Below are 13,290 nucleotides of genomic sequence, written 5' to 3'. Positions count from 1 at the left end.
CATACCTTTCGATATGCCTCTTTCATTTTATTTAGCTTTTCGCTTTATCAAACAATCTTAATTATTTGATGATTTTAGCTACAACGCCCGCACCTACTGTACGACCACCTTCACGAATCGCAAAACGTAAACCTTCGTCCATCGCGATTGGGTGAATTAGGCTAACAGTCATTTTGATGTTGTCGCCAGGCATTACCATCTCTACACCTTCCGGTAATTCGATTGTACCTGTTACGTCCGTTGTACGGAAGTAGAACTGTGGACGGTAACCTTTGAAGAATGGAGTGTGACGACCACCTTCTTCTTTTGATAATACGTAAACTTCTGATTCGAAGTCTGTGTGTGGAGTGATTGAACCCGGTTTCGCTAATACTTGACCACGTTCGATTTCTTCACGTTTAGTACCACGTAATAATGCACCTACGTTCTCACCCGCACGACCTTCGTCTAATAATTTACGGAACATCTCAACACCTGTTACGGTTGTTTTCGCTGTATCTTTGATACCTACGATTTCAACTTCATCACCAGTGCGGATGATACCACGCTCAACACGACCTGTTACTACTGTACCACGACCTGAAATTGAGAATACGTCTTCGATTGGTAATAAGAATGGTTTATCAATCGCACGCTCAGGCTCTGGAATGTATGTGTCTAAGTGGTTTGCTAATTCAAGGATTTTCTCTTCCCACTCTGCTACGCCGTTTAACGCTTGTAACGCTGAACCACGTACGATTGGAGTGTCATCACCCGGGAAGTCGTATTGTGAAAGAAGTTCACGCACTTCCATTTCAACTAATTCTAATAACTCTTCGTCATCTACCATGTCGCATTTGTTTAAGAATACGATGATGTATGGTACACCTACTTGGCGACCTAATAAGATGTGCTCACGAGTTTGTGGCATTGGACCGTCTGTTGCTGCTACTACTAAGATAGCACCATCCATTTGTGCCGCACCGGTAATCATGTTTTTAACATAGTCCGCGTGTCCCGGGCAGTCAACGTGTGCGTAGTGACGAGTTGCTGTATCGTACTCAACGTGTGAAGTATTGATGGTGATACCACGTGCTTTTTCTTCCGGTGCATTGTCGATTTGGTCAAATGCACGAGCTGCACCACCGAAGTGTTTCGCTAATACGGTAGTGATTGCTGCTGTTAAAGTTGTTTTACCATGGTCAACGTGGCCGATTGTACCCACATTAACGTGCGGTTTTGTACGTTCAAATTTTTCTTTAGACATTTTCTAAAAGCCTCTTAAACAAAAACGGTTACAATGGAACAAAAGAACCCATTAACCATAATGTAGAAATTAATACTAATAAAAATTTGCGTGAGAAAGATAGAATTCAGAGAAGTGGTGCTGATAGGCGGATTTGAACCGCCGACCTCACCCTTACCAAGGGTGCGCTCTACCAACTGAGCTATATCAGCGCTTGGAGCGGGCAGCGGGAATCGAACCCGCATCATTAGCTTGGAAGGCTAAGGTAATAGCCATTATACGATGCCCGCTGTTCTAAATTCGTCTGACCTACGCGATTCAAAATATCAGAGATGGTGGAGGGAGAAGGATTCGAACCTTCGAAGGCTGAGCCAACAGATTTACAGTCTGCCCCCTTTGGCCGCTCGGGAACCCCTCCACGATAATTGAATACTTATTTACGCCTGAGTTAATGGTGCCGACTACCGGAATCGAACTGGTGACCTACTGATTACAAGTCAGTTGCTCTACCTACTGAGCTAAGTCGGCGTTGCTGTGTCGTAAGCAAGTGATGTGCATTATAGGGAAATTTTAACAGCGTGCAAGTGTTTTTTAAAAAAATATTAAAAAAAGCGTTCTTTCGATTTTTAAATATACAAAATGACTATTTTTTGTAAAATACAACGGATTTTCTCCGCATAACTACGGCAAAATAAGTGCATATATTGTATAGTTACGCCCTTAATTTGGTATTTGCATACCCTAATTCATCAGTAAAAAATTGAGATTTTGGCTATGAGCCTTGAAAAAACCAGCAAAATTACTCCTTTTCTCACTTTTGATCGCCAACAATGGGCAGATTTACGCAAATCCGTTCCATTGAAGCTGACCGAGCAAGACCTAAAACCACTGCTAGGCTTTAATGAAGATCTTTCATTAGAAGAGGTTCGCACTATTTATTTACCGCTTGCCCGTTTAATTCAATACTATATAGAAGAAAACTTAAAACGCCAGACGGTCTTACATCGCTTCCTCGGCATTGAACCGCCTAAAGTCCCTTACATTATTAGTATTGCCGGCAGCGTATCGGTTGGTAAAAGCACCTCCGCCCGTATTTTGCAAGCCCTGCTCTCCCATTACCCTAAAGAGCGAAAAGTAGATTTAATTACCACTGACGGTTTTTTATATCCGCTTGCGACATTAACCGAAAAGAACTTACTCAAGAAGAAAGGCTTTCCGGAATCTTATGATATTCACAGCCTGATTCGCTTTGTTTCTGATATTAAATCCGGCAAACGCAACGTGAAAGCCCCTATTTATTCCCACTTGACCTACGATATTATCCCAAATCAGTTTAATACAGTGGATCAACCCGATATTGTGATTTTAGAAGGGCTAAACGTGTTACAAAGTGGAATGAACTACCCCTCCAGCCCGCATAATGTATTTGTATCGGACTTTGTGGATTTTTCTATTTATGTGGACGCCGAAGAAAGTTTGCTGAAAAAATGGTATATCAGCCGTTTCTTGAAATTCCGCCGCAGTGCCTTTGCCGACCCAAACTCCTATTTCCACCATTATGCGAGTTTGTCCGAGCAAGAAGCGATTGAAACCGCCTCAACGATTTGGGAAGAGATCAACGGCTTAAATTTACGGCAAAATATTCTGCCAAGCAGAGAGCGTGCTAACCTTATTTTAATCAAAGGGCAAGACCACGCCATTGAAACGGTAAAATTACGCAAATAATTTAACTTTTTCGACCGCTTGTAATACCTTAAAATCCGTTGAATACCACTCAACGGATTTTTTATTTAAATCAATGCTTATTCAACTATTTTTTGGTAAGCTAACGACTTTGAGAGTGATTGATATTAGGCATATACAATGAACAAAAAATTTCTACTTCCTTTAATTCTCTTTTTAGCGTTATCTGTGGCATTTTTGGTTCAACTCGCTCGCAACTCGCAAGGCGATGATCCAAAAAAATTAGAATCAGCCTTAATTGGCAAAACAGTTCCGAGCTTTAATTTAGAATCGGTATTAGATGAAAAACAGACAATCGACCAAAATGTCGTCAAAACCGGCAAACCTCGCCTGCTTAACGTGTGGGCAACTTGGTGTCCGACTTGTTATGCCGAACACGAATACTTAACCATTTTGGCAAAACAGGGGGTGGAAATTGTCGGTATTGACTATAAAGACGAACGCCCAAAAGCGATTAAATTCTTAGCCAATTACGGCAACCCTTATAAAGCGATTATTTTTGACCCCAAAGGCTCACTCGGTTTAGATTTAGGTGTTTATGGTGCACCCGAAACCTTTATTATTGACGGTAACGGCGTGATTCAATACCGCCACGCCGGCGATGTAAACGACCAAGTGTGGAACCAAGTGCTTAAACCGATTTATGATGGATTAAAGTAAATGTTTGTATTTCCTGTTGACATTAAGAAATCTATAAAAAGCAATTATCAAAGAGAATATAACTTTATTTTTATAATAGTTGGTTTATCAACTATTATAGGAATAATTCTAACTATTTTATCCTCATTTTTATTGCTAAACTATTTAGTTAGCATTGATGCAAGAAATTTATTCATTAACTCATTAAACAGTAACTTCTCAACCATATTTATTCCTATAGCATTATTTTTATTTTTCCCTATAATGCTGATGAATATGCAACCTATTAAGTATTACTTATCACTTGAAAAAACAAATACAAACAACAAGTTAATGATATTAGGTATTATAGAAATAGTCTATATACCTCTAGTTATTCTCTCTCTGTTTTTTCAAGAAACAAACCTGAAAGTAATTTTAATCAATTTACCTATAGTAGGTGCATATATTTATCTACTATATGAACTAAAAAAATCCATAAAAATAGATATAATTAATTATTTATTTTTTACTGGCACAACTTACTTATTAGTTCCATTCTTTATTATTATCTATAATGGAGGGTTTAGTACAATAACCGACATAAGATTTATATCTCTGTATTTATGTTTTATGCTAACAGGATTAGGATTAAGCTACATTTTTATAAAAACAATTAATGAAACAAAAAAACCTAATTGTTTATTTTATATAATAATATCTATAGTCATATTATTTCTAATATCACTCAACCCACTACTAAATATCAATTTTAGTGAAAACTCATTAACAATCTTAGGGATAAGAGAAAATACGCAGAAAAACTATATGATACATGAAGATTTTTTCTATAAAAATAACAATAAACTCCACATGGACAAAACTAAGATAACACTAGAAAAAGGAGATAAGGTTACTTATTATATGATCTGTGGAAAAAAGCTATTTGAAAACACAGAAACTTTTGTACTGGAAATTGAAAATAACAAATATCAAATTCCTAATAAATATATCAACAATATTCAAAATTATGAAAATAAAAACTCTCAGCCTAATAATGCTTCTAAGTGTAACAGTTAATGCTGCTCCGGTAGAACTGCACCAATTCGACAGCCCGAAACAAGAGTCGGACTATCGTGCCTTAATTCAAGAACTGCGTTGCCCACAGTGTCAAAATAATAATATCGCCGATTCCAATGCGACTATTGCCACCGATATGCGGGCAAAAACCTTAGAATTACTCAAACAAGGTAAAAGCAAAGACGAAGTGGTGGATTATATGATTGAACGCTACGGAAATTTCGTCACTTACGACCCGCCACTCACACCGGCAACCATTATGTTATGGCTGTTGCCGTTAATTTTAATTGCTTTAGGGCTGGGTGTGGTATTGCGTAGAAAGAAAAACAAACCGCAAGCGGTCAATTTTGAACAGAATATTGCAAAACCGACCGCCCATCTCGCTCAAGATGAGCAAGAACGTCTTAACCAAATTCTCAATAAGGAATAAAAATGAATTTCTGGCTGGCCATTATTTTCGTCACACTGATAGTATGTGCCGTGGCGTTTTATCCGCTACTTAAAAAAAACAAGCAAATTGATAATACCAAGCGAGACAGCTTAAATAAAGCGTTCTATTTTGACCGTTTAAAAGAAGTGGAAAACGAGGCAAATGAAGGGGTGATTGATGACCCTGAACAAACCAAATTAGAGTTACAAAAAAACTTGCTTGATGATATTCCACACAGCACACAAAGTGCCACAAGTGAAAAATTAACGCTCGGCAAGTCGTGGTTTGTGGCATTGATTTTATTTGTCGGCGGTATCAGCTTTGCGATTTACAGCAATGTCGGCTCTTGGTTTTCTAACTCAATGTTAGATACCACTCACCAAAAATTAGACAGTTTCTATGAGCGTTTAAAAACCGAAGAGACTAACCCACTCTCGCAAGAGGAAATGAACCAATTTGCGATGGCGTTACGGGTAGATTTACAAAGCAACCCGAATGACGACAAAAAATGGTATATGCTCGGTCAAATTGGGATGGCGTTAGATGATGGTCAGCTTGCACACGATGCCTTTAGCAAAGCAGCTCAACTCAAGCCGGACAACTTAGATTACAAGCTCAGCCACGCCCAACTATTGCTCTTTTCCGAAGCTCAGGAAGACAAAAAACAGGGCGAGACCTTACTAAAAGAGATTATCCGCCAAGATCACACGAACTTTAATGCGTTAAGTTTATTGGCGTTCCACTCCTTTGAAAAAGAAGATTTCAAAATGGCAGCAATGACGTGGGGAATGATGCTAAAACTGCTGCCTGATGAAGACCCTCGCAAAGTCACAGTAGAACGCAGTTTTAATATGGCGTTATCGAATTTAAGTGAGGCGGAAAAACAAGAATTGCAAAAAGGTGAGAAAAAATGACCGCTTGTAAAGCACTTAGCAAAGAGAAATTAAAAATCGGCTTGGTATCGGTTTCAGACCGAGCCTCGCAAGGGATTTATTCAGATCAAGGCATTCCAGAATTAAGGGCGTGGCTTGAATCTGCCTTAACCGAGCCGTTTGAGCTGGAAACCCGCTTAATTCCCGATGAGCAAGCCATTATTGAGCAAACCTTAATCGAGTTAGTCGATGCTCACGCTTGCCATTTAGTATTAACCACCGGTGGTACCGGCCCGGCAAAACGTGATGTCACCCCAGATGCTACCCTTGCTGTCGCCCACCGAGAAATGCCCGGCTTTGGCGAACAAATGCGGCAAGTGAGCCTCCACTTCGTGCCGACAGCAATTCTCTCCCGCCAAGTGGGAGTAATTCGCCACGACAGCCTGATTTTAAATCTACCGGGGCAACCGAAAGCAATTAAAGAAACGCTGGAAGGCGTGAAAGATGAACAAGGCAAGGTGTTAGTAAAAGGCATTTTTAGTGCTGTGCCCTACTGCCTACAACTTTTAAGCGATATTTATGTCGAAACCCACGCAGCCGTTTGCGAAAGTTTCAGACCAAAATCGGCAAGACGATAAAACTAAGGCTAAAAAATGAAAAAAATAGAAGCAATTATTAAACCTTTTAAATTAGACGATGTGCGTGAAGCTTTAACTGATGTGGGTGTCAGCGGAATGAGCATTACCGAAATCAAAGGTTTTGGCAGACAAAAAGGGCATACCGAGCTTTATCGTGGAGCGGAATATGCAATTGATTTTCTGCCGAAAGTGAAAGTGGAAATCGTAATTCCCGATGAATTGGAAGAACAGTGCATTGAAGCAATTATGGAAACTGCTCAAACAGGTAAAATCGGCGATGGCAAAATTTTCGTGTATGATGTCGGACGGGTGATCCGCATTCGTACCGGTGAAGAAAACGAAGAAGCGATTTAGTTTTGCAAAAAATTTGGCAAAAACGACCGCTTGCAGGGCGTTTCTACCTACTCTTTTTACATTAAATTTTGGATATTAAATGAAAACAGGCTTAAAATTTCTTTGGGTGAGTTTAATCGTAATCATTATTGACCTTTGGTCAAAATATATTGTGGTACAACATTTTGAATTTGGCGAAAGTATTCGGATTTTACCTATTTTTAATCTTACTTATGCGCGTAACTATGGGGCTGCTTTTAGTTTTCTAGCCGAGCATTCCGGCTGGCAGAAATATTTCTTCTTAGGACTGGCTTTGGTGATTTCTACCGCTTTAGTGGTGGCTCTTTGGAAGAATCAAGCGGTCAAAAAATTAGAAAATATTGCGTATGCCTTAATTATTGGTGGGGCGATTGGCAATGCGATTGACCGAGCTTACAACGGCTATGTGGTTGATTTCCTTCATTTTTATTGGGATATTTATCACTACCCTGTGTTTAATATTGCCGATATTGCGATTTGTGTGGGTGCAGGTTTACTGATTTTAGAAGCCTTTATCACCAAAAAAGAACCGAAAAAATAAGAGTGATTAAATGAAAATTTTACTAGCAAACCCACGCGGTTTTTGTGCCGGCGTGGATCGAGCCATTTCGATTGTTGAATTAGCCTTAGAAATTCACGGTGCACCTATCTATGTTCGTCACGAAGTGGTGCATAACAAATTTGTGGTAGATGGCTTAAAAGCCAAAGGGGCAATTTTTGTTGAGGAGCTACACGAAGTGCCGGACGATGCCATCGTGATCTTCTCAGCCCACGGGGTGTCGCAAGCAGTTCGCCAAGAAGCCAAAAATCGTGGCTTAAAAGTGTTTGATGCCACTTGTCCACTTGTTACTAAAGTGCATATGCAGGTTGCGAGAGCCAGTAAAAAAGGGACAAAAGCAATTTTAATCGGCCACGAAGGTCACCCGGAAGTCATCGGTACAATGGGGCAATATAACAACGAAGAAGGTGGCATTTATTTGGTGGAATCGGTGGAAGACATTGCTAACCTACCGGTTTCCAACAACGATGAACTGACTTTTATGACGCAAACCACGCTCTCCATTGATGATACCATTGGCGTGATTGAGGCGTTAAAAGAGAAATATCCGGCAATTCAAGGCCCTCGCAAAAATGATATTTGTTATGCCACCACCAACCGCCAACACGCAGTTAGAGAGCTGGCAGAACAATCACAATTAGTATTAGTGGTAGGTTCAAAAAACTCCTCCAACTCGAACCGCTTGGCAGAACTCGCCTCTCGCATGGGTGTGATGTCAAAACTGATTGACGGCCCGCAAGATATTGACCCGGCTTGGCTGGAAGGGGTTGAAACTATCGGTATTACCGCCGGTGCGTCAGCACCTGAAGTGTTAGTGCAATCAGTGATTTCACATTTAAAAACACTTGGCGTAACCGAAGTTGAAACCTTAGTCGGTAACGAAGAAGATGTAGTGTTTGAAGTCCCGAAAGAGTTACGCATCAAAGAGGTAAAATAATGGCAGAAATCAACCGCTTTAAATTAGAATGGGCGTGCCGGCGTGGTATGCGTGAGTTAGACAAAATGATTATGCCGTTTTACCAACAGCATTTTGATCAACTCAACGAGCCCCAACAGCAAGCCTTTGTTGAAATGCTAGGCTACACCGACCCTGAACTCTTCCGCTGGGTAATGTTACAAGTGCCAGCCCCAACGCCCGAGATCGCAGCGTTAATTGAGTTAATGCGAGATAAGATTGAGCGTTAAATTCAGTCAAATAAAAGAGGAATAAATTCACGTTATTCCTCTTTTACATTTAATCTTCCAATTTAATAATGTGCTGCTGATAAGAAAGCACATTTTGTATCACCTGCACTTTTTGCTGATACGTATTTACATAATGATCAACCGCAGGCTTCACTAACATATAATGACGCTGTTGCCCTGCTTCATCCGGCGACCAGAGATAATCATCAAAGCTAATCACTCCCCCTTTTCTAACCAAACGGTGAGCAAGTAATGCATCAAATAACACATCAGGAGCCTCGTGAGATCCGTCTACATAGATATAGTCAAAATAGCCTGCATAACCATTGGCGAGTAGTTCGATCATTTTCTGATGAGAATAGCCACGATGTTTATAAAGCTCTGCATTTGGGAGTGATTGTTGAGCTAAGCTAATATTATCCATAAAACGCTGCTCTACTTCCCCCATATTCCAAATCCCCTGATGCTCTGCACCACCTTCCCAACTATCTATACAATGAATCTCTACCTGAGACTGATATTTTAGAGCTTCTTCCATAAAAAAGACTGTTGAGCGCCCTTCAAAAGAACCAATCTCTAAAATACGTAACGGCTTAACATATTCAAAAATAGATGTTAGAGAAGGAAGATTATGAGTAAACCAATCAGAGCTAAAAATATATTGGTTGGACACACTCACCTCCCGTTAATAAAAAGAAAATCACAACGACACCTTACAAGCGATTGATTTTATCAGAAATTTTACCACTTTTTACACGAAATCATTGATTTATTCGCTATTTTTGTTTAATGTATGCCGATTTTTCTTTTCCCTAATTTCAAACAACGAGGCATTATTATGGCAGACAGTTTTAGCGTTACGCGCCGCTTTTTTGACGATAAAAATTACCCACGAGGTTTCTCTCGCCACGGCGATTACACCATTCGTGAATCACAAACTTTAGAGCAATTCGGTCAAGCCTGCTTGGCTTTAGAAAGTGGTGAACGTAAGCCGACAACTCAAGAAGAAAAACGTTTCGTTGCGGTAATGAAAGGTGAAGAGGTAGCAGAAACCGACATTGAAAAAGCGTGGTTAAAATACCGCACATTAACTAGTAAAACAAAACGCATCTACACCCTTTCAGGCAATGCAGGTAGCGATGCCGGCGATGACTTCAGTGCTGCTGAATAATTTCTAATTTAAAACCACGAAGCAATTCGTGGTTTGTTTTTTCATTTTCTGTTTGTGGTAAAAAATGACACTTCCGATTGAACAATATTCCGAGCTTCTTGCAAAAAAAACCGAAAATTTGACCGCTTTACTCAAGCCTTTTAATGCTCCTGAGTTAGAAGTGTTTGCCTCCAAGCCAAGCCATTTCCGTATGCGGGCGGAATTTCGGGTTTGGCACGAGGAAGGCGAGCTGTACCACATTATGTTCAACCCTGAAACTAAAGCTCGTTATCGGGTGGATAGCTTCCCTATTGCCAGTGAGCTGATTAACCGTATGATGACCACATTATTGGCGGAAATTAAAGGCAATGAGCTACTGACTCGCAAACTGTTCCAGATCGATTATTTAAGCACCTTAAGCGGTGAAATTGCAGTCTCAATGCTTTACCACAAAAGCCTGAATGAAGAATGGGTTGAACAGGCAAACGCCTTAAAAAGCCGTTTAGCACAACAAGGTTTCAAAGTGCAAATTATCGGGCGTGCCAATAAACAAAAAATCGCACTGGATTGCGATTATGTGGAAGAAATTCTACCGGTACACGGCAAAAACTATGTGTATCGCCAAGTGGAAAACAGCTTTACCCAGCCGAATGCGGAAATGAATATTAAAATGCTGGAATGGGCGAGAAATTGTACAAAAAATAGCGAAGGCGATTTGCTTGAGCTTTACTGCGGCAACGGCAATTTTTCGATTGCATTGGCGGAAAACTTTCGCAAAGTGCTGGCAACCGAGATCTCCAAGTCATCGGTGCAATCGGCTCAATATAATATTGAAAAAAATGGCATTGAGAACCTGCAAATTATCCGAATGTCGGCGGAAGAATTTACCCAAGCGATGAACGGTGTGCGTGCCTTTTATCGCTTAAAAGGGATTGATTTAAAGGCTTACGAATGTAATACCATTTTTGTTGATCCGCCTCGTGCAGGGTTAGATCAAGCTACATTAGATATGGTGCAAGCGTATGAGCGTATTCTCTATATCTCTTGCAATCCGGAAACTCTAGCCGAGAATTTACAACAATTAAGCCAAACCCATCGGATTGAAAAAGCCGCTCTTTTTGACCAATTCCCTTACACCCACCATATTGAAAGTGGCGTTTGGTTAATTAGAAAATAAATTGTGCTGAAAAAAAGAACGAATAAGCAGGTTTTAAGATTTATTACTTGACGATGTTCGCAATAATCTCTATTATTGCAACGTTTTCAACGGAGGAATGGCAGAGCGGTTGAATGCACCGGTCTTGAAAACCGGCGAGGGTTAACGCCCTCCGTGAGTTCGAATCTCACTTCCTCCGCCATCAAATTCAAGTCTGCTGATATGTATCAGCAGATTTTCTCATTTAAGAGAACACATAATCTAAAATCAAATTCAACCCGGAGGAATGGCAGAGCGGTTGAATGCACCGGTCTTGAAAACCGGCGAGGGTTAACGCCCTCCGTGAGTTCGAATCTCACTTCCTCCGCCAGTCTTTAAACCTGTTGAGCAATCAACAGGTTTTTTATTTAATTTGCAAAAAAATCAGATAAAACTACCGCTTGAATCTATCGCTATAAACTGGTTGAAATCAGCCTAAAGTTGCTTTAGGATAATTGCGATTCATTATCAATAACTTAATTACTATGAAATACCTTTATATTATCTGTGGTTTTATTTGCATCGGTTTAGGCATTATCGGCGTTGTCGTGCCCGGTTTGCCGACCACTCCGTTCTTACTTTTAGCGTTGTTCTGTTTTACCAAAGGCTCAGAACGAATCCGCCAGTGGTTTATTCAAACCAAATTATACAAAAAATATCTACAGGAATATGATGAGAAACGGGCAATGACGATGAAACAAAAAATCACGATTTTAGCGATTTCGTTTCCGTTCACACTGTTTGCTTTCTTTGCCCTGCCCCATATCGGTGGGAAAATTGCCTTAGTGGTGTTAGTGATAATTCAATATTGGTATTTCTTCTGCAAAATCAAAACCCTTGAAGCGGAAACTGCCTAATCTTCTTGCTTTCGTCTTGCTCTTGGGTGGGCAGAATCATAAATTTTAGCTAAGTGTTGGAAATCCAGATGCGTGTAAATTTGGGTGGTGGACAGGCTACTATGCCCCAGTAACTCTTGCACTGCACGCAAATCACCGCTTGCCTCTAACATATGCGTGGCAAAAGAGTGACGTAATTTATGTGGGTGCAGATGGCTTTCCAATCCCTGACGCTCTCCCCATTTTTTCATCACCAACTGAATCGAACGGTGCGATAACCGCCCGCCTCGCTTATTCAGAAACACCGCATTATCTTGCGGCTTAAATTGCAAACGCATTTCTAACCAGCGATTTAACGCTTTTAACGCTTGCGAGCCAATCGGCACAATTCGCTCTTTGCTACCCTTACCTTGCACCCGAACTTCTTGTGCCGACAAATCCATATCGCCTAAATCCAAGCCTTGCAATTCTGACAACCGCAAGCCCGAGCTATACATCAGCTCCATCATCGCAATGTCCCGAATATCGCTCGGCTCATCACTCTCAATCGCCAACAACTGCCCGACCTGCTCCGCATCAATATTTTTCGGCAAATGCTTACCCACTTTCGGCGATTTCACCCCTAAAGTCGGGTTTGCCGTCATTCGCCCGATTTTAATCAAATAGACAAACCATTGCCGCAATGCCACCAAGCGTAAACCGATACTTTTGGCACTCAAGCCTTGCTTATGGCTTTGGCTTAACATCCAACGTACCGAGCTACTTTCAACCTCTTCCCAACGTTCAATGCCTGCTTGTGAAAACAGCTCGCTCACTGCCACTAATTGGCGTTGATAATTGCTCAAGGTATGCGGGCTAACCTGCTTTTCAATTCGCAGGAAATCCCAATAGGGCTGGGTTTGTTGGAAAAGAGAGTTGGAAGTGGTCATAAACGTAGTAACAAGCGGTTAATTTTTAGAAAAATTTTGCAAGGGCAAAACACAATTTGCCCCTTGAGCTTAGGCTAACCCTAACTGCCCGATACGCACGCCAACATTGCCGAGAGCCACCGGGCTTAAATACTCACCCAAGAACTCAAACAACTCATTCATATCAGTAAAACTACGGTGGATTTTCACCTCCTGCTCCACTTTACGGGTGAACTCATAACGCACCTGTTTGCCGTTAATTTGGGCTTCCAAGGTTAAAAAAACGGTCTCAAAATAGTGGCTTGGTGACCCCTCAAATCCCGGGTCACTCACTCGCACATTCCAATGATTACTAAATAAAACTTCGGTTTTAACTGACATTGTGTTTTCCTTCTTCCTATAAGTATGTGCATTATTTTAATCAAGATAGCTTGAATTTGCCACTTTTCCTGGTCAGAATCGAGGCAAATCTTATTTGG

17 protein-coding genes and 6 tRNA genes are annotated in these 13,290 nt (G+C 40.7%); 15 read left to right on the top strand and 8 right to left on the bottom strand.

Annotated features, from left to right (window positions below):
• Positions 1-61 precede the first annotated feature (61 nt).
• The 5 genes from tuf to EL242_RS03525 all read right to left on the bottom strand — a co-directional run bounded on the left by tuf (position 62) and on the right by EL242_RS03525 (position 1,753).
• Complete coding sequence (gene tuf, locus EL242_RS03545) at positions 62-1,246, bottom strand: elongation factor Tu (protein WP_006249832.1); 1,185 nt, start codon at positions 1,244-1,246, stop codon at positions 62-64.
• Positions 1,247-1,361: 115 nt separating this feature from the next.
• Positions 1,362-1,437, bottom strand: a tRNA-Thr gene (locus EL242_RS03540).
• Positions 1,438-1,440: 3 nt separating this feature from the next.
• A tRNA-Gly gene (locus EL242_RS03535) sits at positions 1,441-1,515 on the bottom strand.
• A 43-nt stretch (positions 1,516-1,558) separates the two neighbouring features.
• Positions 1,559-1,643 (bottom strand) — tRNA-Tyr (locus EL242_RS03530).
• A gap of 34 nt (positions 1,644-1,677) precedes the next feature.
• Positions 1,678-1,753, bottom strand: a tRNA-Thr gene (locus tag EL242_RS03525).
• Positions 1,754-1,999: 246 nt separating this feature from the next.
• Here EL242_RS03525 and coaA point away from each other — a divergent pair.
• The 10 genes from coaA (at position 2,000) to EL242_RS03475 (ending at position 8,722) form a co-directional block, all read left to right on the top strand.
• Positions 2,000-2,950: a type I pantothenate kinase gene (coaA, locus tag EL242_RS03520; protein WP_126301526.1), complete on the top strand. Its 951-nt coding sequence runs from the start codon at positions 2,000-2,002 to the stop codon at positions 2,948-2,950.
• 138 nt (positions 2,951-3,088) lie between these two features.
• Positions 3,089-3,628 carry a DsbE family thiol:disulfide interchange protein gene (locus tag EL242_RS03515; protein ID WP_126301525.1) on the top strand — a complete coding sequence of 180 codons (540 nt, stop codon included), beginning with the start codon at positions 3,089-3,091 and terminating at the stop codon, positions 3,626-3,628.
• Entirely contained in the window at positions 3,629-4,666 is a 1,038-nt protein-coding gene (locus EL242_RS03510; RefSeq protein ID WP_126301524.1) for a hypothetical protein, read from the top strand.
• Complete coding sequence (locus tag EL242_RS03505; protein ID WP_126301523.1) at positions 4,617-5,096, top strand: cytochrome c-type biogenesis protein; 480 nt, start codon at positions 4,617-4,619, stop codon at positions 5,094-5,096. Before EL242_RS03510 ends, EL242_RS03505 begins: the two co-directional genes overlap by 50 nt.
• Positions 5,097-5,098: 2 nt before the next feature.
• Positions 5,099-6,010 carry a c-type cytochrome biogenesis protein CcmI gene (gene ccmI, locus EL242_RS03500; protein ID WP_126301522.1) on the top strand — a complete coding sequence of 304 codons (912 nt, stop codon included), beginning with the start codon at positions 5,099-5,101 and terminating at the stop codon, positions 6,008-6,010.
• Positions 6,007-6,606, top strand: coding sequence for a molybdopterin adenylyltransferase (gene mog / locus EL242_RS03495; RefSeq protein WP_126301521.1), 600 nt, complete (start codon positions 6,007-6,009; stop codon positions 6,604-6,606). Before ccmI ends, mog begins: the two co-directional genes overlap by 4 nt.
• Before the next feature lie 15 nt (positions 6,607-6,621).
• A complete protein-coding gene (glnB, locus tag EL242_RS03490; protein ID WP_006249991.1) occupies positions 6,622-6,960 on the top strand; it encodes a nitrogen regulatory protein P-II in 339 nt (112 codons plus the stop codon).
• 79 nt (positions 6,961-7,039) lie between these two features.
• Positions 7,040-7,519 (top strand): signal peptidase II, encoded by a 480-nt coding sequence (gene lspA, locus EL242_RS03485; protein ID WP_126301520.1) that lies wholly within the window; start codon positions 7,040-7,042, stop codon positions 7,517-7,519.
• A 10-nt stretch (positions 7,520-7,529) separates the two neighbouring features.
• The gene (gene ispH / locus EL242_RS03480; protein ID WP_126301519.1) at positions 7,530-8,474 is read left to right on the top strand and encodes a 4-hydroxy-3-methylbut-2-enyl diphosphate reductase; all 945 of its coding nucleotides are present in this window, start codon (positions 7,530-7,532) and stop codon (positions 8,472-8,474) included.
• On the top strand, positions 8,474-8,722 hold the full coding sequence (locus EL242_RS03475; RefSeq protein ID WP_126301518.1) for a succinate dehydrogenase assembly factor 2: 249 nt from the start codon (positions 8,474-8,476) through the stop codon (positions 8,720-8,722). Before ispH ends, EL242_RS03475 begins: the two co-directional genes overlap by 1 nt.
• 49 nt (positions 8,723-8,771) lie before the next feature.
• On the opposite strand, the gene EL242_RS03470 is transcribed toward EL242_RS03475, so the two are convergent.
• A complete protein-coding gene (locus EL242_RS03470) occupies positions 8,772-9,395 on the bottom strand; it encodes a class I SAM-dependent methyltransferase (RefSeq protein ID WP_232019688.1) in 624 nt (207 codons plus the stop codon).
• A gap of 165 nt (positions 9,396-9,560) precedes the next feature.
• Between EL242_RS03470 and EL242_RS03465 the strand changes: the two genes are divergently transcribed.
• From EL242_RS03465 to EL242_RS03445, 5 genes are all read left to right on the top strand, one after another.
• Positions 9,561-9,893: a DUF413 domain-containing protein gene (locus EL242_RS03465; protein ID WP_126301516.1), complete on the top strand. Its 333-nt coding sequence runs from the start codon at positions 9,561-9,563 to the stop codon at positions 9,891-9,893.
• Between the two features lie 64 nt (positions 9,894-9,957).
• Positions 9,958-11,049 carry a tRNA (uridine(54)-C5)-methyltransferase TrmA gene (gene trmA / locus EL242_RS03460; RefSeq protein WP_126301515.1) on the top strand — a complete coding sequence of 364 codons (1,092 nt, stop codon included), beginning with the start codon at positions 9,958-9,960 and terminating at the stop codon, positions 11,047-11,049.
• Positions 11,050-11,140: 91 nt separating this feature from the next.
• Positions 11,141-11,230: transfer RNA gene (locus EL242_RS03455), tRNA-Ser, on the top strand.
• A gap of 78 nt (positions 11,231-11,308) precedes the next feature.
• Positions 11,309-11,398, top strand: a tRNA-Ser gene (locus EL242_RS03450).
• Between the two features lie 154 nt (positions 11,399-11,552).
• On the top strand, positions 11,553-11,924 hold the full coding sequence (locus tag EL242_RS03445) for a YbaN family protein (RefSeq protein WP_126301514.1): 372 nt from the start codon (positions 11,553-11,555) through the stop codon (positions 11,922-11,924).
• On the opposite strand, the gene xerC is transcribed toward EL242_RS03445, so the two are convergent.
• Both xerC and EL242_RS03435 read right to left on the bottom strand, forming a co-directional pair.
• The gene (gene xerC, locus EL242_RS03440) at positions 11,921-12,832 is read right to left on the bottom strand and encodes a tyrosine recombinase XerC (RefSeq protein ID WP_126301513.1); all 912 of its coding nucleotides are present in this window, start codon (positions 12,830-12,832) and stop codon (positions 11,921-11,923) included. The two genes, EL242_RS03445 and xerC, sit on opposite strands and share 4 nt — an antisense overlap.
• 69 nt (positions 12,833-12,901) lie before the next feature.
• Positions 12,902-13,192 (bottom strand): DUF5377 family protein, encoded by a 291-nt coding sequence (locus tag EL242_RS03435; protein ID WP_126301512.1) that lies wholly within the window; start codon positions 13,190-13,192, stop codon positions 12,902-12,904.
• Between the last annotated feature and the right edge of the window lie 98 nt (positions 13,193-13,290).

It is taken from the genome of Mannheimia haemolytica, assembly GCA_900638155.1.
GTDB lineage: Bacteria > Pseudomonadota > Gammaproteobacteria > Enterobacterales > Pasteurellaceae > Mannheimia > Mannheimia glucosida.
Note: the sequence above shows the minus strand (reverse complement) of the source record. Positions and strands in the feature narration are given on the sequence as shown.

Bases quoted from the DNA above. Each gene is read 5' to 3' on its own strand.
- tuf (WP_006249832.1), bottom strand. From the start codon at position 1,246: ATGTCTAAAGAAAAATTTGAACGTACAAAACCGCACGTTAATGTGGGT.
- coaA (WP_126301526.1), top strand. From the start codon at position 2,000: ATGAGCCTTGAAAAAACCAGCAAAATTACTCCTTTTCTCACTTTTGAT.
- EL242_RS03515 (WP_126301525.1), top strand. From the start codon at position 3,089: ATGAACAAAAAATTTCTACTTCCTTTAATTCTCTTTTTAGCGTTATCT.
- EL242_RS03510 (WP_126301524.1), top strand. From the start codon at position 3,629: ATGTTTGTATTTCCTGTTGACATTAAGAAATCTATAAAAAGCAATTAT.
- EL242_RS03505 (WP_126301523.1), top strand. From the start codon at position 4,617: ATGAAAATAAAAACTCTCAGCCTAATAATGCTTCTAAGTGTAACAGTT.
- ccmI (WP_126301522.1), top strand. From the start codon at position 5,099: ATGAATTTCTGGCTGGCCATTATTTTCGTCACACTGATAGTATGTGCC.
- mog (WP_126301521.1), top strand. From the start codon at position 6,007: ATGACCGCTTGTAAAGCACTTAGCAAAGAGAAATTAAAAATCGGCTTG.
- glnB (WP_006249991.1), top strand. From the start codon at position 6,622: ATGAAAAAAATAGAAGCAATTATTAAACCTTTTAAATTAGACGATGTG.
- lspA (WP_126301520.1), top strand. From the start codon at position 7,040: ATGAAAACAGGCTTAAAATTTCTTTGGGTGAGTTTAATCGTAATCATT.
- ispH (WP_126301519.1), top strand. From the start codon at position 7,530: ATGAAAATTTTACTAGCAAACCCACGCGGTTTTTGTGCCGGCGTGGAT.
- EL242_RS03475 (WP_126301518.1), top strand. From the start codon at position 8,474: ATGGCAGAAATCAACCGCTTTAAATTAGAATGGGCGTGCCGGCGTGGT.
- EL242_RS03465 (WP_126301516.1), top strand. From the start codon at position 9,561: ATGGCAGACAGTTTTAGCGTTACGCGCCGCTTTTTTGACGATAAAAAT.
- trmA (WP_126301515.1), top strand. From the start codon at position 9,958: ATGACACTTCCGATTGAACAATATTCCGAGCTTCTTGCAAAAAAAACC.
- EL242_RS03445 (WP_126301514.1), top strand. From the start codon at position 11,553: ATGAAATACCTTTATATTATCTGTGGTTTTATTTGCATCGGTTTAGGC.
- xerC (WP_126301513.1), bottom strand. From the start codon at position 12,832: ATGACCACTTCCAACTCTCTTTTCCAACAAACCCAGCCCTATTGGGAT.
- EL242_RS03435 (WP_126301512.1), bottom strand. From the start codon at position 13,192: ATGTCAGTTAAAACCGAAGTTTTATTTAGTAATCATTGGAATGTGCGA.